This is a genomic window from Streptosporangium brasiliense (assembly GCF_030811595.1).
Lineage (GTDB): Bacteria > Actinomycetota > Actinomycetes > Streptosporangiales > Streptosporangiaceae > Streptosporangium > Streptosporangium brasiliense.
In genome coordinates this window covers 919651-942916 of record NZ_JAUSRB010000001.1, presented here as the reverse complement: position 1 = coordinate 942916, position 23266 = coordinate 919651, and the positions used below count along the sequence as shown (strand labels likewise).

Annotated in this window: 24 protein-coding genes; 7 read left to right on the top strand and 17 right to left on the bottom strand. The window is 73.3% G+C overall.

The genetic code is table 11. From position 1 onward, the window contains the following. Nucleotides 1–6: 6 nt before the first annotated feature. The 9 genes from J2S55_RS04175 to J2S55_RS04135 all read right to left on the bottom strand — a co-directional run bounded on the left by J2S55_RS04175 (nt 7) and on the right by J2S55_RS04135 (nt 8588). Nucleotides 7–597: a Uma2 family endonuclease gene (locus J2S55_RS04175; protein WP_306857410.1), complete on the bottom strand. Its 591-nt coding sequence runs from the start codon at nt 595–597 to the stop codon at nt 7–9. A 29-nt stretch (nt 598–626) separates the two neighbouring features. After that, a complete protein-coding gene (locus J2S55_RS04170; RefSeq protein WP_306857408.1) occupies nt 627–1304 on the bottom strand; it encodes an adenosylcobinamide amidohydrolase in 678 nt (225 codons plus the stop codon). Then, nucleotides 1301–2074: an ABC transporter ATP-binding protein gene (locus J2S55_RS04165; RefSeq protein WP_306857407.1), complete on the bottom strand. Its 774-nt coding sequence runs from the start codon at nt 2072–2074 to the stop codon at nt 1301–1303. The genes J2S55_RS04170 and J2S55_RS04165 overlap by 4 nt, the downstream gene beginning before the upstream one ends. Then, entirely contained in the window at nt 2071–3036 is a 966-nt protein-coding gene (locus J2S55_RS04160; protein ID WP_306858556.1) for a FecCD family ABC transporter permease, read from the bottom strand. The genes J2S55_RS04165 and J2S55_RS04160 overlap by 4 nt, the downstream gene beginning before the upstream one ends. 291 nt (nt 3037–3327) lie before the next feature. Then, nucleotides 3328–4284, bottom strand: coding sequence for an ABC transporter substrate-binding protein (locus J2S55_RS04155; RefSeq protein WP_306857406.1), 957 nt, complete (start codon nt 4282–4284; stop codon nt 3328–3330). Nucleotides 4285–4559: 275 nt separating this feature from the next. Then, on the bottom strand, nt 4560–5414 hold the full coding sequence (locus J2S55_RS04150; RefSeq protein ID WP_306857405.1) for a Gfo/Idh/MocA family protein: 855 nt from the start codon (nt 5412–5414) through the stop codon (nt 4560–4562). 122 nt (nt 5415–5536) lie between these two features. Continuing rightward, nucleotides 5537–6736: a cytochrome P450 gene (locus J2S55_RS04145; RefSeq protein WP_306857404.1), complete on the bottom strand. Its 1200-nt coding sequence runs from the start codon at nt 6734–6736 to the stop codon at nt 5537–5539. Between the two features lie 51 nt (nt 6737–6787). Continuing rightward, nucleotides 6788–7780, bottom strand: a complete 993-nt coding sequence (locus tag J2S55_RS04140; protein WP_306857403.1) for a phosphotriesterase family protein — start codon at nt 7778–7780, stop codon at nt 6788–6790. Beyond that, a complete protein-coding gene (locus tag J2S55_RS04135; protein WP_306857402.1) occupies nt 7770–8588 on the bottom strand; it encodes a phytanoyl-CoA dioxygenase family protein in 819 nt (272 codons plus the stop codon). Before J2S55_RS04135 ends, J2S55_RS04140 begins: the two co-directional genes overlap by 11 nt. A 207-nt stretch (nt 8589–8795) precedes the next feature. Here J2S55_RS04135 and J2S55_RS04130 point away from each other — a divergent pair, with 207 nt between their 5' ends. After that, on the top strand, nt 8796–9710 hold the full coding sequence (locus tag J2S55_RS04130; protein ID WP_306857400.1) for a TIGR03621 family F420-dependent LLM class oxidoreductase: 915 nt from the start codon (nt 8796–8798) through the stop codon (nt 9708–9710). 38 nt (nt 9711–9748) lie between these two features. After that, nucleotides 9749–10330, top strand: a complete 582-nt coding sequence (locus J2S55_RS04125; RefSeq protein WP_306857399.1) for a histidine phosphatase family protein — start codon at nt 9749–9751, stop codon at nt 10328–10330. Nucleotides 10331–10454: 124 nt separating this feature from the next. Here J2S55_RS04125 and J2S55_RS04120 read toward each other — a convergent pair whose 3' ends face one another. The 4 genes from J2S55_RS04120 to J2S55_RS04105 all read right to left on the bottom strand — a co-directional run bounded on the left by J2S55_RS04120 (nt 10455) and on the right by J2S55_RS04105 (nt 13000). After that, nucleotides 10455–11213 (bottom strand): NIPSNAP family protein, encoded by a 759-nt coding sequence (locus J2S55_RS04120; RefSeq protein WP_306857398.1) that lies wholly within the window; start codon nt 11211–11213, stop codon nt 10455–10457. 291 nt (nt 11214–11504) lie between these two features. Continuing rightward, complete coding sequence (locus tag J2S55_RS04115) at nt 11505–11774, bottom strand: hypothetical protein (RefSeq protein WP_306857396.1); 270 nt, start codon at nt 11772–11774, stop codon at nt 11505–11507. A 128-nt stretch (nt 11775–11902) separates the two neighbouring features. Further along, the gene (locus tag J2S55_RS04110) at nt 11903–12139 is read right to left on the bottom strand and encodes a DUF397 domain-containing protein (protein WP_306857394.1); all 237 of its coding nucleotides are present in this window, start codon (nt 12137–12139) and stop codon (nt 11903–11905) included. Then, entirely contained in the window at nt 12140–13000 is an 861-nt protein-coding gene (locus J2S55_RS04105) for a Sco1979 family transcriptional regulator (protein WP_470095875.1), read from the bottom strand. A gap of 308 nt (nt 13001–13308) precedes the next feature. Between J2S55_RS04105 and J2S55_RS04100 the strand changes: the two genes are divergently transcribed. Both J2S55_RS04100 and J2S55_RS04095 read left to right on the top strand, forming a co-directional pair. Beyond that, nucleotides 13309–13701 carry an ATP-binding protein gene (locus J2S55_RS04100; RefSeq protein WP_306857391.1) on the top strand — a complete coding sequence of 131 codons (393 nt, stop codon included), beginning with the start codon at nt 13309–13311 and terminating at the stop codon, nt 13699–13701. Between the two features lie 248 nt (nt 13702–13949). Next, nucleotides 13950–16346: a helicase-associated domain-containing protein gene (locus J2S55_RS04095; protein ID WP_306857389.1), complete on the top strand. Its 2397-nt coding sequence runs from the start codon at nt 13950–13952 to the stop codon at nt 16344–16346. A gap of 121 nt (nt 16347–16467) precedes the next feature. On the opposite strand, the gene J2S55_RS04090 is transcribed toward J2S55_RS04095, so the two are convergent. After that, entirely contained in the window at nt 16468–17091 is a 624-nt protein-coding gene (locus J2S55_RS04090) for a TetR/AcrR family transcriptional regulator (RefSeq protein WP_306857388.1), read from the bottom strand. 41 nt (nt 17092–17132) lie between these two features. Here J2S55_RS04090 and J2S55_RS04085 point away from each other — a divergent pair, with 41 nt between their 5' ends. Then, nucleotides 17133–17471 (top strand): rhodanese-like domain-containing protein, encoded by a 339-nt coding sequence (locus tag J2S55_RS04085; RefSeq protein WP_306857387.1) that lies wholly within the window; start codon nt 17133–17135, stop codon nt 17469–17471. A 203-nt stretch (nt 17472–17674) separates the two neighbouring features. On the opposite strand, the gene J2S55_RS04080 is transcribed toward J2S55_RS04085, so the two are convergent. Further along, complete coding sequence (locus tag J2S55_RS04080) at nt 17675–18931, bottom strand: ArgE/DapE family deacylase (protein WP_306857386.1); 1257 nt, start codon at nt 18929–18931, stop codon at nt 17675–17677. Between the two features lie 4 nt (nt 18932–18935). Beyond that, nucleotides 18936–20549 (bottom strand): DUF885 domain-containing protein, encoded by a 1614-nt coding sequence (locus J2S55_RS04075; protein WP_306857385.1) that lies wholly within the window; start codon nt 20547–20549, stop codon nt 18936–18938. A 121-nt stretch (nt 20550–20670) separates the two neighbouring features. On the opposite strand from J2S55_RS04075, the gene J2S55_RS04070 reads away from it, so the two are divergent. Further along, nucleotides 20671–21669, top strand: coding sequence for an endonuclease/exonuclease/phosphatase family protein (locus tag J2S55_RS04070; protein WP_306857383.1), 999 nt, complete (start codon nt 20671–20673; stop codon nt 21667–21669). A gap of 72 nt (nt 21670–21741) precedes the next feature. Beyond that, nucleotides 21742–22062, top strand: a complete 321-nt coding sequence (locus J2S55_RS04065; RefSeq protein WP_306857381.1) for a GroES family chaperonin — start codon at nt 21742–21744, stop codon at nt 22060–22062. Between the two features lie 153 nt (nt 22063–22215). On the opposite strand, the gene J2S55_RS04060 is transcribed toward J2S55_RS04065, so the two are convergent. After that, complete coding sequence (locus J2S55_RS04060; protein ID WP_306857379.1) at nt 22216–23199, bottom strand: hypothetical protein; 984 nt, start codon at nt 23197–23199, stop codon at nt 22216–22218. Nucleotides 23200–23266: the final 67 nt, after the last annotated feature.

Below are 23266 nucleotides of genomic sequence, written 5' to 3'. Positions count from 1 at the left end.
CCCCGGTCAGCCGCGCGGGCGCAGGAGCGCGGCGGGGTCGAGGCTCGCCCCGAAGGGACCGGTGACGGTGGCGACCCGCCCCGCGCCGCACTTCTGGACGAGCCGGTAGCCGTCTCCGTCGAGCTCGTGGATGTAGATCGTCGGCCCTTCGGAGGGCTCCACCCGCCAGTAGAACGGGATGCGGGCGTCGGCGTAGGCGCTGGGCTTCATGGCCCGGTCGCGCCTGCGCGTGTGCGGGCTCACCACCTCGACGGCGAGCAGCACGTCCTGCGGGGAGAAGGCCGCCTCGGTGTCGTCGACCAGCCCGCTCGGCACGACGGCGACATCCGGGATGAGGAGGTCGCCCTTGTCGACACGCAGGTTGATCCGGGAGAGCGGCTGGAGCTCCGGCGGCGCCGCGTCCTCCAGGACGCAGAGCAGGCGCATGGTCACGAGCTGGTGGACGGGGGTGGGGGGCGGGCTCACGAGAAGGCAGCCGTCGAAGAGTTCGTACCGGTTGCCGTCATCGGGGAACCCGAGGAGATCGGCGACGGTGAACGGCGGCCTGCCCGGCAGAACCGTCTGCGCGGCAGATCGGTCGAGCTTCTTGGCGATCACCGCCCCAGTATCGGGACTCTCCGCCCCTCTCAGATGCCACTTTCCATAATTTCCTCACTCCATGTAGTTGAACTATCACGATTCGTCCAGTCATGTGCGCCCCGCCGTACCGCGTCATGGACCGCGCGGGCGACGCGGGCACCCCAGACGGACCGGGGCCCGCCGAACAGCTCCTCGGGGCCGTCGGCGCGCACGGCCACGCAGACCGCGTCGGAGGCGGTGCCCGTGCCGGGGAAGCCGGTCTCCAGCAGCGCCTGGGACTTGGCCTCGGTCACCGTCATGACCGTGTTGACCAGGGCGGCGTCGCTCATCGCGACCGGCACGGCGACGACGATGTTGACGGTGCCCGGCAGATACATCGGCGCCAGCTCGGGGTCCGCGGCGCCCTCGGGGGCGGCGGCCCAGGTGGGGACGCGCAGGCCGACGGTCGCCGCCGCCTCCACTCCCCCGTCGGCCGAGCGGGTGAACCGGTCGACCGCGGCCGCGGTCAGCATGCCGACGCCGGGCCCCGGCGGGGCCATCTCAAGGATGTGCTCCACCGGGTCCATCCGCGAGTAGCCGCCGACCACCTGGGCGTTGAGCACCCACTCCAGCGGGCCGATGCCGCCGCCGACCATCGCCGAGGAGATCGCCCGCCAGCCGGGGCCGAACTCCCACAGCAGCGAGGCCAGCCGGGCCCCGTCCTCCTCGCGATGGCTCAGCTTCACGGGCGCTCCAGGTGGACCTCGGGTCTGCCGCCGGCGCCGGTCCCGACGCGGACGCGGGCGTCGAAGTGCTCGCCGATCAGTCTCTCCGTCAGCACCTCGGCCGGGGCGCCGGAGGCCGCCACCCGGCCGCCGGCGATCAGCATCATCGAGTCGGCGTACTGGCCGGCGAGGCTCAGGTCGTGCAGGGTCGTGACCACCGTCAGCCCGTCGGCCAGGCGGAGGCGGTCGAGCAGCTCCAGGACCTGCTGCTGGTGTCCCAGGTCCAGCGCGGTGGTGGGCTCGTCGAGCAGGAGCACGGGGGCCTGCTGGGCCAGCGCCCTGGCCAGCACGACGCGCTGGCGCTCGCCGCCGGACAGGCGCCCGAGCGTGCGCGAGGCGAACGGCGACAGGTCGAGCCGCTCCAGCACCGACGCCGTCACCTCACGGTCGCGGCGGCTCTCCCGGCCCAGATAGGGGATGTACGGCGTGCGCCCCAGTAGGGCGTAGTCGAAGACGGTCATGTCGACCGGGAGCGCCGGGGCCTGGGGGGCGTAGGCGAGCAGCCGGGCCCGGTCCCTGGGGCCGAGCCGGCGGACGGGCCCGCCGTCGACGAGCACCTCCCCGGAGCACGGCAGCACCCCGGCGAGCGCCTTGAGCAGCGTGGACTTGCCGGCGCCGTTGGCCCCGATGACGGCCAGCCAGTCGCCGCCGCGCACCTCGAAGTCGACGCCGGACAGCACGCTGCGCCGGTCCAGGACGACGGTGAGGTCCCTCACCCTGACGTGGCTCATGTCTCCACCCGCCTGGTCATCCGCAGCACGGCGACGAAGAACGGCGCGCCGACGAAGGCGGTGACCACACCGATGGGCAGCTCGGCCGGGGCCAGCACGGTCCGGGCGATCAGGTCGGCGAGGACGAGGAAGGCGGCGCCGCCGATCAGCGAGAGCGGGAGCACGCTCCGGTAGGAGCCCCCGGCCAGCCGCCGGACCACGTGCGGGACCACGATGCCGACGAAACCGATCAGCCCGCTGACCGCGACGGCCGAGGCGGTGGCCAGGGAGGCGGCCAGCAGCACGACGAGCCGGACGCGGGCGACGTTGAGGCCGAGGCTGCCGGCCTCGTCGTCGCCGACCGAGAGCACGTCGAGCAGCCTGCCGTGGAGCAGCATGACCACCACCGAGGCGGCGGCGTACGGGGCGGCCAGCCCGATCTGGCTCCAGCCGCCGCCGACGTCGCCGAGGATCCAGGCGTAGATGCGCTGGAGCTCCTCCACCCTGAGCTGCTGCAGGAAGGTCTGGACGGCGGTGAGGAAGGAGGTGACGGCCACGCCGGCCAGGACCAGCGTGGCGGTGCCGCCGCCCCGGCCCGCGACGTTGCCCAGCGCGTAGGCGAGCAGGACACCGCCGACGGCCCCCGCGAACGCGGCGGCCGGGATGACGAGGGCCTGGTCGTCGCCTTTCATGAACACGATCGCCGCCGTGGTGGTGAGACCGGCTCCCGCGGCGGCCCCCAGCAGGTAGGGGTCGGCCAGCGGGTTGCGGAAGACGCCCTGGTAGGCGGCGCCCGCGACGGCCAGCAGCCCGCCGACGATCGCGGCCAGCAGGACCCTGGGCAGCCGGAGCTCCCACAGCAGGCCCTGCTCGACCGGCGCCAGCCCCGAGTCGGCCGAGACGATCGGCAGCCAGTCGAGCAGTTGCAGCGCCACCCTCTCCGGCGCGATGTCCGCCGCGCCGATCAGCAGGGCGGCGAGCATGCTCGCCAGCAGGAGGGCCGAGGCCGCCAGCGCCGCCGCCGGGCGGACCCCGGCGGCCCGCCGTACCGGGCGGCCGGCCCGCGCGCCGCGCCCCGCCGCACCGGTGTCCGGGAGAGCACCGGCGTCCGGGAGCGGGGTCCCCACCGGCGCGGCGTCCGCCCCCGCCGGGGGACCGTCCGCCGGGCCGGAACCGCCGGAACCGCCGAAACCGCCGGAGCCGCCGGAGGCCGAGGCCCCGGCCGGGGGACCGTCCGCCCGGCCGGGGCCGCCGGAGCGAGAGAGACCGGTCACTTATTCGGTCGCGGCCTTCTGCACGGCCTCGCCGACCTGCTTGGCCAGGTCCACCACACGCGGGCCCCAGCGGGAGGCGATGTCATCGTCGAGGGCGACGACCCGGTCGTTCTTGAGGGCCGACAGCTTGGACCAGCCGGGGCGCTTGGCGAGGGTGTCCTTGGACTGGGCGCAGCACTTGGTGTCGGCCAGGAAGATGAGGTCCGGGTCGGCCTGGGCGACGAACTCGGCGGAGAGCTTGGGATAGCCGCCGGCCGGGTCGGGGGCCTTGTCGGCGATGTTGGCCAGGCCGAACATGCCGTAGATCTGGCCGATGAAGGTGGTGGAGGTGACCGAGTAGGGCGTGGAGTCCAGCTCGTGGTAGAAGGTGAGCTTCTTGTCCGTGGGCACGGTCGCCATGAGCCGGCCCATCTCCTGCTTCATCCCGGCCACGACCTCCTCGGCCTTGGCCTTGTTGCCGGTGGCCGTGCCGAGGTCGGCGATCTGGTCGTAGGTCTCGTCGAGCTTGGCGGCCGAGGGCTCCAGCAGCACCGGGACGTTGACCTTGGTCAGCTTGGCCACGATGCCGTCGCTGTCGTTGGCGAGCACCACCAGGTCGGGCTTCTGGGCGATGATCGCCTCCGCGTTCGGCTTGAAGCCCGACAGGTCGGTCTTCGGCGCCTCGGCGGGGTGGTTCGACTGGTCGTCGACCGCGACGACCTGGGGTCCGGCCCCGACGGCGAACAGGGTCTCGGTGGCGGTGGGCGACAGCGAGACGATCCGCTCGGGCCGCTTGGCGATGGCGACCGGGCCGTTGCCCGCCTCCACCGTGACGGGGAAGTCAGCGGCGCCCGAGGACGCCGGGGACGCGCCGGGGGCGGACGCGTCCGAGGGGGCGGGGGCGGGGCTCTGACCGCATCCGGCCAGGGCCAGCACACCGAGCAGCGCGCCGGCGAAGGCGGTACGTACGGGCCTCAAAGCGAGGTCCTTTCAGTTACCGGAACCGAGAGACCCGAGACAAGGACGGATCACCCTTTTCCACGAGGGTTGACGGCGTCGGCGCAGCGGAAGGCGACCTGGCTCGGCCCGTGGGGACCATGACAGTTGCGGGACAGCGCCGGACTCACACCGGACTTCGCTACGCGCTGCGCGTCGGACAAACGTTATCAATCCTCCTGAACACTCCGGCGTCAAGGGTTCGCGCCGGCTGTGCTCGACCGCTGTGGCCGCTGTGGCCGGTGCGGCCGGCCGAGCTAGCCGAGCTGCTTCTCCGCGGCGGCGATGATCTCCTGGAGGCGCAGGCCGTGCGCGGCGTCGAGGGGGTGGCCCCCACCTCCGCGCACGGTCTCGGCGAACTCCGCGAGCATGACGGCGAAGACGTCCGGGCCGAGCTGGTCGCCGGTGATGGACTCCCGGCCCAGCCGGCCGTAGACGTCCACGGTGGAGGGCGGCGTCTGACCCGGCACGCTCATGCACAGCGAGGCCTCGCTCACCGCGCCCGTCTCGTGCTCCAGCAGCAGGCCGACCCAGCCCAGCGGGTTGCCGTGGGCGCGCACCCCGGTGACACGGCCGAGCGCGGCGTCCAGCATGTCGATCATGTGCGGGCCGACGTCGAGGATCGCGCCGCGCTCCAGCCGCCACGGGGTGGCGAAGTCGCCGCCGAGCAGCGCCCCGGAGATGTTGGCGGCGTGCCCGCCGAACGGCTCGATGGCCGAGACCCGCGCCAGGAAGGACCGGGTGGCGGCGGAGTAACGCCAGGTGAGGACCATCTGCGAGGCCACTCCCGCCTCGCCGACCGCCTCGGCCAGCCGCCGTGCCCCGTCGAGGTCGGCCGCGAGCGGCTTCTCCAGCAGCAGCGCCTTGCCCGCCTTGGCGGCGAGCACGCCCAGCTCGGCCTGTACGGCGGGCGGCACCGAGAAGGCGACCGCCTCGCAGTTGTCGAACAGCTCCTCGACGCGTTCGAAGACCGGGACGCCGAACCTCGCGGCCGCCTGGGGACGCCGCGCCCACACGCCCGCCAGGCGCGTGTCCGGTCCGGCCGCCAGCATCGGCGCGTGCACCATCTCCGCCCAGGGCCCCGCGCCCACCAACCCCACAGATATCGTCACAGGCCCAGCTTCTCACGCTCCCGTTCCTCGATCGCGTGCCCGGCGGGCCGCTCCGGGCGCGCCGCGCCGCCCCGGCGGCGGGACTTCCCCGGTGACCGGCGGGACCCTGCCGCCGGAGCGCGTCACCACTCCACGTGCAGCGCGCTCAGGCCCCGGCCGACGATCGAGGCGCGGTAGGCGATCGGCCCGCCCGGCGCCAGGCGCAGCCCCGGCAGGCGGCGGCCGAGCACCTCCAGGGCGGTGCGGAGCTGGAGGCGGGCGAGCGCGGCGCCGACACAGAAGTGGATGCCGTACCCCAGCGTCATGTGCGCGTCGGCGTTGCGGCGGTCGATCCGGAACCGCTCGGGCTCGGTGAAAACGGTCTCGTCGTGCGCCGCGGAGTCGGTGGACAGCAGGCAGAGCGAGCCGGCGGGGATGGTGACGCCGTGCATCTCGACGTCCGTCGTGGTGTGGCGGAAGGAGCCGAGGCTGGCCCCGTCGATGCGCATGCACTCCTCGACCGCGCTCTGGACCATGGCGGGCGGGACGGGCCAGGCCCCCTCGCGCAGCAGCCGCAGCACGCTGTTGCCGAGCTGGTTGGGCACGGTGTCGTTGCCGCCGAGCAGGATCGTGGAGATCAGCTCGACGACCTCGCGGTGCGACAGCTCGGTGCCGATCAGCGAGGCCATCAGCGACACGAAGTCGTCCCGCGGCTCGGCGGCGCGGGCGGCGACCAGCTTGTCGACGTAGTCCAGGTAGGTCAGGAAGCCCTCCGCCAGCACGGGCTGGCGCTCGGCCGGCTGCGGCGACAGGAAGAGCTGGAACCAGTCCTTCACCCGCTCCTGGACGAACGCCTCGTCCGCCTCGGGGACGCCGATGAAGCGGGCGGTGAGCTTGACCGACGGCGGGTGGGCGAGCTCGGCGACGAAGTCGCCCCCGCCCCGGGGGAGGGCCCGCTCCAGCAGCTCCTCGTTCAGGTCGCTGAAGCGCCGGCGCATCGCGGCGACCGCGCGGGGGGTGAAGGCCCGCGACACCGACCGGCGCAGCCGGGTGTGCGCGGGAGGGTCGATGTTGGCGACGAAGCTGGACAGGAACGAGCCGTGCTCGCCCAGCGTCCGCCTGGTCTCCTCGGAGAGGGTGCGGGAGATCGTCAACGATCCCTCGGAGGAGAATCGCCGCGGATCGCCGTAGGCGGCGCGCACGTCCTCGTACCGGGTGATGACGTAGGCGCCCAGATGCTCGCTGCGGAAGACCGGCCGCTCCCGGCGGAGCACGCGCAGGAAGTCGTACGGCGCGGCGACGTGCCAGGCCGCGCTGACGTCGAAGTCGTTAGCGGTGATCATGACATGCCTCACATGCCTCTCGGTGCGGCCGGCGCGGCGCTGCCGGCACGGTCAGTACGGCTCGCGCCGGGCGAAGATGTCGCGGGGGTTGCCGACGAGCATCTGGCGGATCTGCTCCTCGGTGACGCCCCGCCTGCGGAGCTCGGGCAGCACGTCCCGGGAGATGTGGAGCAGGTGGTAGTTGGGGTGGCGCCGCCGTACCACGTCGTGGTCGAAGCGGTCGTTGAAGCAGTAGGAGTCGTGCGACAGGACCATGCGGCCGGCGTGACCGCGCGCGGCGAGCTCGGCGACGACGGCCACCCGGTCCTCGAACGAGCTGATCGTCTCGATGCCGAAGCGGTCCATGCCCAGGTAGGAGCCGCCCGCGATGAGCTCCTCCAGGTAGGCGAGGTCGGTGGAGTCCCCGGCGTGCCCGATGATCACCCGGGTCAGGTCCACGCCCTCCTCCGCCAGCAGCCGCTGCTGCCGCAGGCCGCCGCCGGAGGCGCTGTGGGAGTGGGTGGAGATCGGCACCCCGGTCGCCCGGTGGGCCGCGGCGACCGCGCGGAAGACCCGCGCGCAGCCTTCCGTCATGCCCTGGTGGTCGGAGGCGCACTTGAGGATGCCCGCCTTCACGCCGGTGCGGCCGATGCCCTCGGTGATGTCCCTGACGAAGAACTCGGCCAGCCGGTCGGGCCCGCCGAACAGCGAGCCCGGCCCCCGGTTGCCGAAGTAGGGCGGGAGCGCGTCGTAGGTGTACAGGCCCGTGGCGACCACGATGTTGACCTCGGTCAGCTCCGCCACCCTCTGCACGGCGGGCACGTAGCGGCCGAGCCCGATCACCGTGAGGTCCACGATCGAGTCGATGCCGTGGCGCTTGAGCTCGGTCAGCTTCCCCGCCGCCTCACGGGCGCGCCGTTCGAGGTCCCAGCCCTCGGGGATGTCGGGCCAGTTCCACAGGATCTCCGGGCTGAGCCCGAAGACGTGCTCGTGCATGAGCGTCGCCCCGAGGTCGGCGACCGGGCCGTTGACCGTCTCGGTGCCCGCCACCGGCTCAGCGCCCATGGGGGACGACCGGGAACTTCGGGTGCTCGAAGGGCCGGTTGACGGTCAGGCCCAGACCGTCCGTCTGCTGGTACGGCATGCCGGTGTAGAGGGCGTCGGCGTCGAAGTAGGTGACGGTGAACGACAGCCGGGCGGTGTCGCGGCGGTTGGCGGCGGCGCCGTGGACGGTCAGCGCGTGGTGCGCGGTGGCGTCCCCTGCGGCCAGGTCCAGCGGGGGCGACAGTTCGAGCCCCCGCAGCCAGGAGTGCTGGCTGAGCTGGTCGTCGCCGTCGCGGGTGAAGGACCTGCCGAGCAGGCCGTGGCGGTGGGAACCGCCGTAGAACCGCAGCGAGCCCATGTCGGCGGGGACGTCCACCAGTGCCAGCCAGACGGTGAGCATGGCCGAGCGGTCCATCGGCATCCAGGGGAAGTCCTGGTGGAACTCGGTGGCCCCGTGCCCGGCCCGGTGCCCGCGGCCGTGCTCGCCGGGGCCGCCCCGCTCCGGCTCCTTGATCAGCAGGTTCGTCACCTGGACCCGGACCCCGGCGACCCCGTGGAGCAGCCGGGTGGCGCCGCGGCCGAGGGCCGGGGCGAGGGCCACCTCCCTGAAGTGCCGGTCGGTCTCCGCGATGTCCCTGGACTGGCCGAACGCCCGGTCCACCTTGGAGGTGACGGCCTGTGAGCGCTCCCGCAGGCGGCCCAGCGCCCGGTCGCGGAGGAGGGCCACGTGACCGGGGTCGACCAGGCGCGGCAGCCGTACCCAGCCGTTGTCCCTGAAGAAGGCGGCCTCGTCGTCGGTCACGTCACGGACCGGGGTGTCGTCAGCCATGGGCTCAGTGTCGGACCTCGCACCGCCATAAAGCAAGCGCTTGGTATGCATGGACCGACCCGGACGCGGCGCCCCGCCCGTGGGCGCCGGCCTCGCCGGGCGGTCGCGACCGCCCGGCGAGGCCGGCCCCCGCTCCCGGGTTCCCCCGGCCGCCCGGCGCACCTAAACTTAGCAAGCGCTTGTTGAGCTTAGGCAGAGGGGGTTCCGATGGACCGCCCGTTCCGGTTCGCCGCCGTGGTCCGGGAGGCCGGGTCGGCCAGGGCCTGGGCCGACAAGGCGCGCCGCCTGGAAGGCTCGGGGTTCGACGTGCTGCTCGTCCCTGACCACCTTGTCGGCCCCCGTTTCGCGCCGGTCGCGGCGATGACCGCGGCCGCCTGCGCGACCAACCGCCTGCGGGTCGGCACCCTGGTCTTCGCCAACGACTTCCGGCATCCGGCCGTGCTCGCCAAGGAGGCGGCGACCGTCGACCTGCTGTCGGAGGGCCGCCTGGAGCTGGGGCTGGGCACCGGCTGGATGGCCGCCGACTACACCTGCGCCGGGCTGCCGCTGGAGCCGCCCGGGGTCCGGGTGGACCGGCTGGCCGAGGCGGTCACCGTGCTCAAGGGGCTCTGGGCGGACGGCCCGTTCACCTTCCACGGCGAGCACTACCGGATCACCGATCTGGACCAGCACCCCAAGCCCGTCCGCCGGCCCCACCCCCGGCTGCTGCTCGGCGGCGGCGGCCCCCGCATGCTCGGGCTGGCCGCCCGCGAGGCCGACGTGATCAACCTCGGCATGCGGGTGCGGCCCGACGGCACCGGCCCCGACAGCATGGACGGCGGCCTGGAGGCGTTCCTCGCCAAGGTCGACGTGGTACGGCGGGCCGCCGCCGACCGCTACGACCGGATCGAGCTCGGCACGAGCATCCAGCAGCTCGGCGTCCGCCGGCCGGACGAGCCGTGGAGCGCCGCCGACTCCTCCCGGCAGGACGAGACCCCCCAGGTGCTGCTCGGCACCCGCCAGGACATCGTGGACAAGCTCCGCTACTGGCGCGACACCCATGACCTCTCCTACTTCGTGCTCCACCACGAGCGCGATCTGGACGCCTTCACCCCGGTCGCCGAGGAGCTCGCGGGGCGCTGACCGGTCACCGCATGCCGTACCGGCATGATGGGGTCATCATGAACGAGATGCTTCTGCTGCGGCACGGCGAGACCGAGTGGAGCCGGGACGGGCGCCACACCGGACGGACCGACCTGCCACTGACCGACAAGGGCGACAACCAGGCGCGGGCCCTCGCCCCGCTGGTCAAGGGCCGGACGTTCGACCTCGCCCTGGTCAGCCCCGCACTGCGGGCCCGCCGGACGGCCGAGCTGGCCGGCCTGACGGAATACGACACCGACCCCGACCTGTGGGAGTGGGACTACGGCGGCTACGAGGGCATCACCACCCCCGACATCCGCAAGACCCGCCCCGGCTGGTTCCTGTGGCGCGACGGGATCGTCCCCGGCGACGCCGAGCACCCCGGCGAGAGCGCGCAGGAGGTCGCCGCCCGCGCCGACCGGGTGATCGCCCGGGCCCGCGCGGTCGACGGCGAGGTGGCGCTGGTCGCCCACGGGCACTTCCTGCGGGTGCTGTGCGCCCGCTGGCTCGGCCTGCCGCCCGAGGACGGCCGCCTCTTCCGCCTGGACACCGGCACCTACTCCCGGCTCGGCCACGAGCGCGAGGAGCCGGTCATCCTCACCTGGAACGCTCCCGTCTGACCCGGTCGCGCGGCCCGGCCCCTCCCCGCCCCGAGGCGGCGGGACCCGGGCCGCGCGGGTCCGGGCCACGCGGGTCCGGGCCACGCGGGTCCGGGCCACGCGGGTCCGGAGACGGCGCGTGAGCCTAGACCGGTGAGAGCCGCGAGCCGGGGAACGGCGCGAGCAGGGTCTCCCGCCACGGACCGGCCAGGAATTCGCGGGAGCGTCTGCGCCAGTCGAGCAGCCGCGGGTCCGGCTCCACCTCGTCGTCCAGGCCGAGCGCGGCGTCCCTGGCCCGCTGCAACGCCAGATGGTCCTCCAGCGACGTGCCCCAGACGGTGACGACCTCGCTGTCGCAGAACAGCACCTCGTACAGGCCGATCGGCCGGTGGCCGTGGTCGGCCAGGACGGGCGCGCGCTCGCGCCGGACCGCGTCCAGGTAGTCCAGCGCCGCGCCGGGCCGCACCTGGGCGCTCTCGAACAGGTAGAACGGCGCCGCGTAACCCTCGGCGGTGATGTCGGCCAGTGCCGGGCTGCCGGCCACCGCGCCGAGCGGCCGGGAGAAGGCGGAGAAACGCAGGTCGTCGATGTCGGACAGGAAGAGCCTGTCGTCCACGCCGTCATAGATGTTCATCATCTGCCGCCAGCCGCCGTCCCAGCCGCCGTGGCAGTCCCAGAGGGTGACGGCCCTGAACTGCGGATGGCCGGTGATGCCGACGGCGTAGAAGGCGCCCACCAGGTCGATCTCACGCGACCTGATCGACAGTCCCCTGGTCAGCTCGGGGGCGCCGAGGGCCTCGTCCTCTTTCTTGTAGCGCGTGAGCCAGGTCAGGTACTCCAGCGGCTTACGGGAGTTCATCGGCCGGAAGTCGACCTCTTCGATCAGGTAGATGCCTCGCCGCACGGAAAGCGCCTCCTCGGCCCAAGCGAATGCTTGGTTGGCAATCTAGCCGAGGAGCCGCACGCCGTACAGGCCGGAGCGCGTGGCGCGGGCGGTGCCACGCGCGGGAAGGCCCGTGCCGCACCGGCACGGGAGGGCGCACGCGGCGCCCGGCCCCCGGCGCCGTCACCACGCGGAAGGCCGGGTACGGTCACCGACCGTACCCGGCACCGGTGCCGGCCACACGGCCTCAGCCGCCGCCGTCACCCTGACAGTCGGTCCCCAGGCCGACGGCTACCACGTCCCTCCATACCGTCAAGCGGCCGCGGCGCACGGCCGCGGCCCCCGCCCGGTGAGCCATTCCAGAACCTTGCGATGGCCGTGACAGGCGTCTTCGAAATGCCCCCAACGCCAGTAACGGGGCTGGTCACGGACCCCCGTGACCCATGTCCGGTAGGAAACCGCGGCGACCTCCCCCTCACCCACGGCCGCGGAGGCGACGCCGTAGGTGCGGATCACGACACGCCCCCCGGGCGCGAACAGCACATCATCGGCCACGGGATACAAGGTCATCTGGTCAAGCATGGTCTGAGCCCCCAATTCCTCTGCCCCGCTGTCACTCCGGGGACTCAGAATCTGCCCGATCCGTACGCTCCTTGCGTTACATCATCGGCGCACCGACGTTAAGAGGTGAGCCGGATGTAAAAACAGTGTTACACCATCAGGCTGTCAAACTCCCCATCCTTCACCCCGAGCACCAGCGCGCGGATCTCGTCGCGGGTGTAGATCAGGGCTGGACCATCGGGAAAACGGGAGTTCCGAACCGCGATGCTGCCATCCGACAGCTCAGCGAGCTCCACGCAATTACCCTGTGAATTGCTGTGACGGCTCTTGCGCCAGCTGGCCCCGGCCAGTTCCGTGGCGGGCATGCCGTTGTAGGTCTGCTCCATTTAGATCTCTCTGAGAAGGTCGCCGAGGATCTCGGCGGTGCCCCCGGGCGTGGTGCTTTCCACGCACAGCTGCTCCATGGCCGTGAGGTACGGATCTATGTCCTCACGCTTGTCCAGGTAGAGGGCACCCCAGAGCTGCTCGACATAAACGACGTCCGACAGGTCGGACTCGGGAAACCGCAAGATGCTGAACGCACCACCCTCGGCCGCGTGCATGCCGAACCGGAAGGGCATCACCTGGATGGTGATGTTGGGCAGCGTGGCCACCTCCAGCAGGTGCTGGATCTGCTCACGCATGATCTCCTTGCCTCCGATGGGCCGCTTCAGGGCCGCCTCGTCGATGACCGCCCACAGGCGCGGGCCGTTCTTCTTCGTGAAGCGTTCCTGCCGCTGCATACGCATATGCACACGACGCTCGATCTCCGCCTCCGGCACGTCCGGGTAGCCCAACCGGATCACTGTGCGCGCGTAGGCGGACGTCTGCAGCAGGCCGGGAACGAACTGCACCTCATAGGTGCGGATCACGTTCGCCGCCTCCTCCAGCCCCACGTAGGTGGTGAACCAGTTCGGCAGCAGGTCGCCGAACTTGTGCCACCAGCCGGGGGTGTTCGCCTCGCGGACCATCTCCAGCAGGCCGCGCCGTTCCGCGTCGTCGAGCACGCCGTACAGGGTGAGCAGGTCTTCCACGTCCCGTGTCTTGAAACCGACGCGGCCGAGCTCCATCCGGCTGATCTTGGACTCGGAGGCCCGGATGTGGAATCCGGCCACCTCACGGGCGAGCCCCTTCTCCTCACGCAGGCGGCGCAGGCTTGCGCCGAGCATGATGCGCCGAACAGTGGAACCGGTACCGGGCGGGTCCATGGACACGTGTGCGCTCCTCGCTCGCTTTCCTGATCGACAGTCTGTCACTTTGCGGCATGGGATTCCCAAGCCGCGGACAAGATCCCCTTTCCATCCGGATTGCCGAATCATGGGTAACCGTAGCGGTTGCACACCCCTTATGCACGTGCATTCGCTCTTGCACCTGCACATGAGTTTGCACCATGATGATCGCTGTGCAGTCCGCTCAAACCGCGCCCCCCCGAACGTCATGGACAGCGCTCGACTGGTGGCCCCCAGTCGGCTGGTGGCCCGACGCGGCGCGTGATCTCCTCTCCGGGACACCGGCCATGGCCAGTGCCACTTTCGTGCTCCCGCCGCAGGCCGAGGCGGTCCATTCCGCCCGCAGCTTCACCACGGGCACCCTCACCGGCTGGAAGCTCGCCGAGCTGAGCGAGAACATGGAGCTGGTCGTCTCGGAGCTGGCCACCAACGCGTTCAGACACGGCCTGCGGCTGGCAGAGTCCCGCGCCAAGGAGCCGATCAGGCTCTCCCTGCTGCGCCGGGACGGCCTCGTCGCCTGCGCGCTCAACGACCCGGGATCGGGCTTCCCCGCGCTCCGCGACCCCTCACCGCTGGACATCGGCGGCCTCGGCCTGCACATCGTCGAGTCGCTCAGCCTCCGCTGGGGCTGGGCTCCGCTGGCTCCCTACGGCAAGATCGTCTGGGCCGTCCTCCGGTAGCGCCCGGGGCGCCCTCAGCAGACCATCCCGGAAAGGCGCCGCCTCTTCCCCTCATCAGGCGCCGACCGATCCCGGGGCCGCCACGCCTCCCCGCCGGCGGCCCCGGGATCGGTCAAGAATGCGGGCGGACACCTCCGGAACGCGTTGGATTCTGCGCGGTGCACGCCACCGGGGATGCCCTCTGCATTACCGTGGATTCCTATGGCTCACGGAGAGTCCCCGCGCGAGATTCCTGAGAGAGCTCCGAGATGGACGATCACCTGCTCGGCTGGTTGAAAACCCTCGACGAAGAACGGCTCACCCGGGTGCTGGCCAACCGGCCGGACGCCATCGCCCCGCCGTGGCCGCGCCGCCTGGACACCCTGGCGCAGCGGCTGGGCAACGGCTTCGCGGTGATGGCCGTCGTCCGGGGGCTTCCGCTGCCGTGCCTGGAGGTCGCGCAGGCGTCCCTGGCCCTCGGCGACCACGTCGACCTGGAACGGCTGTCCCGGTTCATGGGCGTGCCGGAGGCCGAGGTGGCCCCCTGGGTCGACCGGCTGTTCGACCACGCCCTGGCCTGGCCGGACGGCGAGGGGCGGATCCGGATCTCCGGCGGGCTCGCCCGGTGGTGGACGGCCCCGTGTGGGCTCGGCGAGCCGCTCTCCCACTACCTCAACTCCTGGACGGTCAGCGCCGACGCCCTCCGCGCGCTCGCCAGGGCGCTCGGCCTGCCCCACGGCCCCAAGCGCCGCACGGTCACCAGGATCACCGAGGTGCTCTCCGACCCCGCGCGGGTGGCGGCCATGGTCGCGCGGGCGCCGGCGGGCACCGAGCGGCTGCTGGAGGAGTTCGCCTGGGACGGCCCGATCCGCGACGTGGAGGGCGGCCGGTTCGTCGCGCCGGGCGCCCCGGAGAAGTGGGCCGCCGACCACGGGCTGCTCTTCCGGCCGAGCTGGAACGTGGCCGAGATGCCCCGGGAGGTGGCGCTCGCGCTGCGCGGCCCCGACTACCGCCCGTCCTTCACCCCCTGGCCGCCCGACCTCGCGACCGTCCCGGTGGACCCCGAGGCCGTCGACCACCTGATGACGCTGGCCGCCCCGCACGTGGTCGAGCGCTGCGCCGCGATGCTGGAGAACACCGCCAAGCTCCCGCTGCCGCTGCTGAAGGCGGGCGGGGTCGGCGTGCGCGAGGTGCGGCGGCTGGCCAAGGACACCGGCTGCGACGAGGACGAGACCCGGCTCCTGCTGGAGATCTGCGCGGTGGCCCGGCTGCTGGCCTGGGACGAGCCGGCCGGCGGGCTGGTGCCCACCGAGAAGTTCGACCGCTGGCGGCTGGACGACGCGGCGGCCCGGCTGCGGGTGCTGCTGGCGGCGTGGTGGCGGATGGAGCGCTCGTCGCTCCGCCGGACCGACGGCAAATACGGCACGGTGCTCGGCGACGACCCCGCCGGAGCCGCGGTCGGCCGGGCCCGGCGGGCAGTGCTCGGCGTGCTGGCCCGGCTGCCCGCCAGTACGGCGTGCGCCGACCGGGCCGGGCTGGTCGGGGCGGCGCACTGGTACGCCCCGCTGCTCGACCGGTCGCTCCTGGCCGAGTGCGCCCCCGCGGTGCTGGAGGAGGCCGGGATGCTCGGGCTGATCGCCTACGACACGATCACCGATCTGGGCCGCGCGCTGGCCGCCCTGGACGCCTGCGCCGGGGACGAGAACGACGACTCCGTCCCGCTCGTGGAGCACGACCCGGCGCTGGTGGAGTGCTCGACCCGGGCGCTGGCCAGCGTACGGCGGAGCGCGCTGTTCGGCGCCGACCTCACCGCCGTGGTGACCGGACCGCCCTCCACCGAGCTCGCCGAACTGCTGGACCGGACCGCCGAGCGCGAGTCGCGCGGCGCGGCCTCGGTCTGGCGGTTCACCCCGGCCAGCGTGCGCCGGGCGATGGACTCCGGCTACGGCGCCGACGCCCTCCTGGCCGACCTCGCCGAGGTGGGCGCGGTGCCGCAGCCCCTCGACTACCTGGTGCGCGATGTGGCCAGGCGGCACGGCGAGGTCACCGTGACCACGGTCGCCTGCATCGTGCAGGCCTCCGACCCGGCGCTGCTGGCCGAGATCGCCGGGCACCGGCGGCTGGGCAGGCTGGGCCTGCGGCTGCTCGCGCCGACCGTGCTGGCCAGCGCGGTGCCCGCCGGCAAGACCCTCGCCGCGCTCCGGGAGAACGGCTACGCCCCGGTGCCGATCGAGGACACCGGCGAGATCACCGTCCGCCGCGCCCGTATCGAGGAGCCGCGGAACGGGCGGCTGATCCTGCTGCCCGGCGGCCAGGTGGCCGAGCTGGAACAGCCGCCGCACCCGCTGGTCGAGCCGGCCCCCGACCCGCACGAGCACGCCCGGCGGCTGCTGTCGGCCGAAAGCGGCGCCGCCCAGCAGCAGGGCAGGACCTGGGCGGTCATCGGCCGCGTGGCCTCCCGGCTGCCGACCGCCCAGCAGTCGCTGCTCGGCTTCGTGGTGGACCGCGGGGTGCGGGCGGCGATCACGCTGGCCGACGGCCTGACCGCCACCATCAGCCACGGCGAGCTGCGCAGCGGCGTCCTCGACGCGTGGTGCGAGGAGGCCGGCGACTACCTGGAGTTCCCGCTGGCCGACATCGTGGAGGTCCGCGGCACCTACGCCTGACCCCTCACCCGCTGACCCCTCACCCGCCGGGAACAGCGCAAGCCGGTCAGCGCAGGCCGGTCGGCGGGCGTCGCGCCTCCCGCCGGCCGGGGTCCGGCCCCGGGCGGCCCGCAGGGCCGGCTCAGAGGCGCAGGAGCGCCCGGACCGCCTCCCCGGCCCGCGCCTGGCCGTACTCACCGGCCAGGGCCGTCATGTGCTCGGCGGCCAGCGGGGCGAGCAGGGCGTGGGCCAGCGGGCCGGCGTCGCAGCCCGGCCGGGCCTCGGCGAGCAGGATCTCCGTGTGGCGGTGCCAGAACCGGTAGGCGCCGATCCGGTAGCGGGCGCCGGGGCTGGCGGTCTCGGACATCCGGATCAGGTCGAGGTGGCCGAGCAGGTAGTCGAGGTAGGCGTCCACGAAGGCGGCCAGCCGGTCGGCCGCGGGGGCGCCGGGGCCGAGGGGCGCCGGGCCGGTCAGGATCGCCTCCTGGAGCTCGCGCTCCCGCTCGTCCAGGAGCGCGGCGGCCAGCCCCGACTTGTCGCCGAACCTCCGGAACAGCGTGCCCTTGCCCACGCCCGCCTCGGTCGCGATCGCGTCCATCGAGACGCCGTCCACACCCTTGTCCCGGAACAGCCTCGCCGCCGCGGCCAGCACCTTCAGCCGGTTGCGCGCGGCGTCGGCCCGCTCCCTGGGCGGCTCGCCCAGGAGCGTCCGCAGCGGCTCACTTGACGAACCGGACCGTGGTCCGTTAAATTCCAGATCACTCACACAAACGGACTATAGTCCATTTAGGTCCATGGAGGCCGAAAATGACCGTACTGATCACCCGTGACGAGCTGAAGACCGCGATCGAGGCGGGCACCGTCGTCGTCGTGGACACCCTCGGCGGCGACTACTACGCCCAGCAGCACCTGCCCGGCGCCATCGCCCTGGTCGAGAGCGAGGTCGCCACCCGGGCCGCCGACCTGCTCCCCGACAAGGACGCCGCGATCGTCACCTACTGCTCCAACATCTCCTGCGGCAACAGCGAGGCGGTGGCCCGGCGGCTGACCTCCCTGGGCTACACCGCCGTCCGCAAGTATCGCGAGGGCATCCAGGACTGGGCCGAGGCGGGGCTGCCCATCGAGTCCGGCGCCGCCGCGCGCTGACGGCCGCCGCACGCGCGGGGGGCCGGCGCCGGCGGAACCGGCCGCACCGGCCACCGGCGCCGAGACGCGTTCCGCCGGGTCCGGAGCCCGCGGTCATGGAGTGACCGGCGACCGCCAGGTCGGCCGCGCCGTCGACGAGCGCCTGTTCCCGCCCGCGGCGGGCGCTCAGCCCCTGACCCCGCAGCTCAGCCCCTGACCCGCGCTCAGCCCCTGACCCCGCAGCGGCGCAGGACCAGCAGGGCGAGCGCCCGGGTGACGTCGCGGAGCTCGCGCAGGTCGACCTGCTCGCGCGGGGCGTGGGCCAGACGCACGTCACCCGGCCCGTAGTGCAGGGTCGGGATGCCGCCCGCGGCGTACAGGCGCAGGTCGCTCCCGTACGGCGCGGCCGTCTCGGCGGGGCGGGTCCCGGTCACGTCGGCCACCGCGCCGGCGACCTGCTCCAGCAGCTCGTGCCCGGCGGGCAGCCGGCCGCTGGCGAACTGGCCGCCGGGCCAGGTGATCACCGGGGGGTGCTCACGCAGCCACGGGTGGCCGATCTCGGCGAGCGCGGTCTCCAGGGCGAGGCGGGCCTCGGCGGGGTCCTCGTCCAGGCGGACGCCGAGCCGGCCCTCGGCGACCAGCAGGTCCGGCACGCTGCTGGCCCAGTCGCCCGCGCGGACCGTCCCGATCTCGATCGGATAGGGCAGCGGGTTTCCGTCGAAGACCGGGTCCGGATCGCGGTTGCGGTCGGCCTCCAGCCGCCTGACCGCCTCGAAGACCGGCCAGAAGACCTCCAGGGCGTTGACGCCCTCGTAGCGGGTGGCGCCGTGGGCCGCCCGCCCGGCGACCTCGATCCGGAACGTCAGCGCGCCCGCCGCCGCGGCGATGATCGCCCCGCTGGTCGGCTCGGCGATCACCGCGGCCTCGCCCCGGTGCCCGCGGGCCAGGGTGGCGAACGCGCCCAGACCGCCGTCCTCCTCCCCCACCACGCAGTGCACGGCCAGCGGCCGGGCCAGCCGTACGCCCGAGCGGCGGAGGGCGGCGACGACGGCGAGGTTCGCCGCCAGCCCCGCCTTCATGTCGCAGGCGCCCCTGCCGTGCAGGACGTCCCCGCTGATCCGGGCGCCGAACGGGTCGCCCCCCTGCCACTTGGCCAGGTCGCCGGTCGGCACCACGTCCACGTGCCCCTGCAGGATGAGCGCGGGGTCGCCCTCGCCCTCGGTGACGCCGGCCACACCGTAGCCCTCGATGCGCGGCGCCTCCGTGCCGGGGAACCCGGGTGCCGCCCGGAGCGCTTCGAGGTCGAGCTTCCAGACGTCGACGTCGAGCCCCGCCTCGGTGAGCAGCCGCCCGCAGCGGTGCTGCAGGTCCGACTCGGCGTCGGTGCCGGTGACGCTCGGCACCCGCACGAGCTCGGCCAGGAGCCGGACCGTCTCCGCCTCGTCCAGCGCCTCCAGCACCTTCGCCTCGTCGTCGAGCATGCCGCTAGCCTTCCAGAGCCACCCGGCGGGCCAGCCCCAGGGGGAGGCCGCCGGAGCCGGCGAGGGCGTCGTGGAAGGCGCGCAGGTCGCCGCGGCCCGCGGCCAGATAGTCGTCGCGGATGCGGTCGATCTCCAGGGCGCCGGTCAGGTAGGAGGGCGCCTGGGTGGGCCAGGCGCAGTAGCGGTCGACCTCGCCCTTGGCCGTGCCGGGGGTGAGCGACGACCTGGTGGTCATGAACTCCTCGGCCTCCTCCACGGTCATGTCGCCGCAGTGCAGCGAGGTGTCCACGATGATGCGGGCCGCCCGGAAGAGCCGGAAGTCGAGGTGGGCGAGCTCCTGGGCGGGGGTGGTGAAGTAGCCGTGCTCCTGCATGACCTTCTCGACGTAGAGGGCCCAGCCCTCGGTGAAGTAGGGCGTGCGGAACAGCTTGCGGGCCCGGCGCGGGCTGCCCGCCATCCAGGACAGGTGCCAGTGGTGGCCGGGGTAGGCCTCGTGGACGGCGATGGAGGGCATCTGGGCCCTGGCGTTGGTGCGCAGCCGCTGGCGCACCTGCTCCTCGGTGAAGGAGTCAGGGGTGAAGGGCACGAAGAAGTGCCCGATCCGGGAGGTCGACAGGGGCGGCGGCTGCAGGTAGGAGGCGACCGCGAGGATGGGACGCTGGAACTCCGGCGACGGCACCACCCGGCACTCCTCGCCGTCGGCGAACGTCACCAGGCCGTGCTCGCGCACGAACCTCCGGGCCCGCTCGGTCTCGAATTCGTATTCGGCCCGCATGTCCTCCAGGGTCGGCGCGTGGTCGTCCTGGAGGGCGGTGACGGCCGCGTGCCAGCCCTCGGAGCCGCCGGGCAGCAGCCCGGCCACCTCGCGCATCCGGGCGTCGAGCTCGTCGTAGGCGGCCTGGCCGCGCTTGAGCAGCTCGTCGGCCCCGTAGCCGAGCATCTCCCGCTCGCGCAGCAGCGTGGAGTAGAGCTCCTCCCCCATCCGCCAGGTGCCGGCGGCCCGGAAACCGGTGAGGAAGTCCACGAGCCCGTCGAAGGCCGCCGCCGCGGGCTCGGCCGCCGCGGCCAGCCGGGCGCGCAGGGTCTCGTCCGCCACCTGGCCGGGGACCGTCTCGGTGAGGAAGCGCCGGGCCGTCCGCGCCTGGCCCAGCCCCCGCTCGATCAGCAGCGGGGCCGCCAGCGCCGGGTCCAGGTTGGCGCGGCAGGCCGCGATGACGTCCGGCACCTCGGCCAGCCGCGCGACGGCCGCCTCGACCAGCTCGCCCTCGGGCGACAGCCGGTGCAGGAACGGGCTGAACATCGAGGCGAAGATCGTATTCAGGTAGACGGACGGGTCGCGCCGCCACTCCGGCCAGTCCGCCTGGGCGAGCGCGCCGCGCAACCTGGACATGATCAGCTCGCGGTCGACCATGTCCTCGAAGTCGCCCGGGTCGCCGGCCTCCTGGAAGCGCTCCAGCCAGCGCCGCGACTCCCGGTCCCGGGCGAGGAAGCCCGCCTCGGTGAAGTCGCCGAGGGTCCTGTCGTAGCCCTCGGCACCCGCCAGGGCGGCCTGGACGGGATTGGCGGAGAGGTGCCAGTCGAGGTAGTCGCCGACCGGATCAGGGGAGAGGTCCGTCATGACCGGTGAGCCTACTCCGCGCCCCCGTCATCCGGGATCCCGCCCGCCGCGGTGACCTCGGGCCCCCGGGCGCCGCGACGGGTCTTCTCCGGCGGCTCGCCAGGCGGTAGCGTCCAGCGGGATGACCACCGAAACGATCTCCGGTACGGCCTCCGCGACCGGGCGCCCGCGCCGGCGGCGCTGGATCACCACGCTGATCTGGATCCTGGTGACGCCGCCCGCGGCCTGGGCGGCCCTCCGGACGGCCGGATGGGACGCCGGATTCCGGTGGATCCAGCTCGTGGCGTTCACCCCCTACGTGGCGGGGGCCTCGGTCGCCGTCGCGCTGCTCGCCCTGACCCTGCGCCGCTGGGCGGCGGGGGTGGCGGGCCTGGTCGTCGTGGGGGTGTTCGCCGGGGCGGTGCTCCCCCGGGCCTTCGCCGACGCCCCCGCTCCCCCCGGCGGGACCCCGCTGCGCGTGCTGGCCGCCAACCTCGCGCGCGGCGAGGCCGACACCAAGGCGGTCATGAACCTCGTCGTACGGCTCAAGCCCGACATCCTGGCCCTCCAGGAGCTCACCCCCGAGGCGGCCGAGCGCCTGGAGGCGGCCGGCATCCGCAAGGCCCTGCCCCACATGATCGGCGAGCCCACCCCGGGTGTATGGGGCTCCGGGATCTACGCCCGCTCCCCCCTCCGCGCCGATCAGGCCGCGCTCAGCTACGGCAACTTCCGCCAGTCCCTGGCGGTCGTGCCGGAGCTGAACCTGGAGATCGCCTCGGTCCACCCCTGCGCGCCCCGGTTCGACTACAAGGCCGCCTGCTGGGCCCAGGGGCTGCGGGCGCTGCCCAAGGCCGGGGCCGGGCCGTACCGGATCCTGGCGGGGGACTTCAACGCCACCCTCGACCACGCGATCATGCGGGAGCTGCTCGCCACCGGCTACCGCGACGCCGCCGACGCCACCGGGCAGGGGCTCACGCCGACCTGGCCCCAGCAGGGCTGGGAGCCGGTCCCCGGGGTGACCCTCGACCACGTGTTCGCCGACTCCCGGATCGCGGTCCGGTCCTTCGGCGCCCACCGCGTCCCCGGCACCGACCACAGGGCCGTCTTCGCCGAGCTGGCGCTGCCCGGGACCGCGCGCTAGGCGGGCCGTCCCGGACGGCCGGACTGCCGGGATCAGCCGGCGCGGCCCCTCCGGTCCCATAAGCTTTCTGCTGTGGGTGACCCGAAGTTCGAGATTCAGATGCTCCACGACCGCGTCATGGTCAAGGTCGAGCAGGAGTCAGAGGAGCGGCGCAGCACGGCGGGCATCGTCATCCCGGCGACGGTGAAGATGGCCAACCGGCTCGTCTGGGGCGAGGTCTGCGGTGCGGGCGCGAACGCCCGGACGGTGAAGGTGGGCGACAAGGTCCTGTTCAACCCCGAGGACCAGTACGAGGTGGAGGTCCACGGCCAGATCTACCTCGTCATGCGCGAACGCGACCTGCACGCCATCGCCACCCCGCAGACCGACAACGGCACCGGCCTCTACCTGTGAGAGCCCTGCTCCGCTCGCCTGTGAGGGTCCTGCTCCGCTGACGGCGGAGCGGGCCCCGCGCGCCGCGACCGGCGCCGCCCCACCCAGGCCGGCGGGGCGGCGGCCCGGTCCGGTCCGGGTGCGGCGGGCGCCGCCGGATCCGGACCGGGGCCGTCACCGGCGGGTGTAGCTGAGATAGACCTTGTTGGCCCAGTCCTCGGCGGAGATGTCGGCCAGCACCCGCACGGCCCTGCCCCTGAGATCGGCCAGGACGGCCCGGTAGGCGCCGGAGCTGGGGACCACCGCGATGAAGTGCTTGTCGTCCCACCAGCCCAGCAGGGCCTTGGGCTGGATGTTCGCCTTGGCCGCGAGCCGGCCCGAGGTGCGGTCCCAGAAGCAGACGTGCTCGGTGTAGGTCGCCGGGCACCAGGTCATGAGGGCCCGCCCGGAGGGCGAGAAGACGTCCTCGCCGCCGGCGGGGATCCCCGTCTTGACCAGGGTGCGCCGGATCCGGCCGTCCTGTCCGTAGAAGCGGGTGCCGCCCTGGTGTCCGGCGACCACTTCGGCGCCGTCGGGGCTCCAGCGGAATCTCGCGGTCCGGTCCACTCCCGTCACGGCCACCGCCCGGGCGGTCTTCGCCGTCGCGTCGACGATCACGAAGCCGGTGGTGTCCCAGGCCGCGCCGTTCTTGCGCTGGACGGTCAGGACCGCCTTGGTGCCGTTGCGGGACCAGTGGGCGAACTTGGCGACCAGCGGCTTGTCGACGGTCTGGACCTTGGCGCCGTTGTTGGCCGCCAGGTCGGCCAGGAGCACCCAGTCGTGTCCGGCGTTGTAGGCGGTGGGGACCGCGAGCGCCTTGGCCCCCCTGGGCCCGACCGTGATCTCCTGATAGCCGGTCTGCTTGGCGAACCCGGCGCTCCTGCGCAGGTATGCCACGTTGCCGAGGGTGTAGGAGGTGACCTTGAGCGGGTCGGCGGGTTCTTCCCGCACGGTCACCCGGGTGCCGGGCAGCACGAGGTCCGCGGACCCGGCGGCGGGCGCGGCCGCCACGGCGGGCGCGGACCCGGCGGCGTGCGCGGTGAGCGAGGTCGGCGCGGCCACCGAGATCACGATGACGGCGCATCCGAGCAGTCGGTAAATCCCAGGAGTCACAGACACGGCGGCATTTTAGGCAGAAAACAGCTCATGATCGCGACCTATACCGGATTGGTTTAGGCGGCATATT

Coding starts and splice junctions, on each gene's coding strand:
- J2S55_RS04110 (WP_306857394.1), bottom strand. CDS start 12,139: ATGGAGCAGACCTACAACGGCATGCCCGCCACGGAACTGGCCGGGGCC.
- J2S55_RS04135 (WP_306857402.1), bottom strand. CDS start 8,588: ATGGCTGACGACACCCCGGTCCGTGACGTGACCGACGACGAGGCCGCC.
- J2S55_RS04160 (WP_306858556.1), bottom strand. CDS start 3,036: ATGCTCGCCGCCCTGCTGATCGGCGCGGCGGACATCGCGCCGGAGAGG.
- J2S55_RS04080 (WP_306857386.1), bottom strand. CDS start 18,931: ATGCTCGACGACGAGGCGAAGGTGCTGGAGGCGCTGGACGAGGCGGAG.
- J2S55_RS04125 (WP_306857399.1), top strand. CDS start 9,749: ATGAACGAGATGCTTCTGCTGCGGCACGGCGAGACCGAGTGGAGCCGG.
- J2S55_RS04115 (WP_306857396.1), bottom strand. CDS start 11,774: ATGCTTGACCAGATGACCTTGTATCCCGTGGCCGATGATGTGCTGTTC.
- J2S55_RS04075 (WP_306857385.1), bottom strand. CDS start 20,549: ATGACGGACCTCTCCCCTGATCCGGTCGGCGACTACCTCGACTGGCAC.
- J2S55_RS04070 (WP_306857383.1), top strand. CDS start 20,671: ATGACCACCGAAACGATCTCCGGTACGGCCTCCGCGACCGGGCGCCCG.
- J2S55_RS04130 (WP_306857400.1), top strand. CDS start 8,796: ATGGACCGCCCGTTCCGGTTCGCCGCCGTGGTCCGGGAGGCCGGGTCG.
- J2S55_RS04140 (WP_306857403.1), bottom strand. CDS start 7,780: ATGGGCGCTGAGCCGGTGGCGGGCACCGAGACGGTCAACGGCCCGGTC.
- J2S55_RS04095 (WP_306857389.1), top strand. CDS start 13,950: ATGGACGATCACCTGCTCGGCTGGTTGAAAACCCTCGACGAAGAACGG.
- J2S55_RS04105 (WP_470095875.1), bottom strand. CDS start 13,000: ATGGACCCGCCCGGTACCGGTTCCACTGTTCGGCGCATCATGCTCGGC.
- J2S55_RS04145 (WP_306857404.1), bottom strand. CDS start 6,736: ATGATCACCGCTAACGACTTCGACGTCAGCGCGGCCTGGCACGTCGCC.
- J2S55_RS04100 (WP_306857391.1), top strand. CDS start 13,309: ATGGCCAGTGCCACTTTCGTGCTCCCGCCGCAGGCCGAGGCGGTCCAT.
- J2S55_RS04085 (WP_306857387.1), top strand. CDS start 17,133: ATGACCGTACTGATCACCCGTGACGAGCTGAAGACCGCGATCGAGGCG.
- J2S55_RS04165 (WP_306857407.1), bottom strand. CDS start 2,074: ATGAGCCACGTCAGGGTGAGGGACCTCACCGTCGTCCTGGACCGGCGC.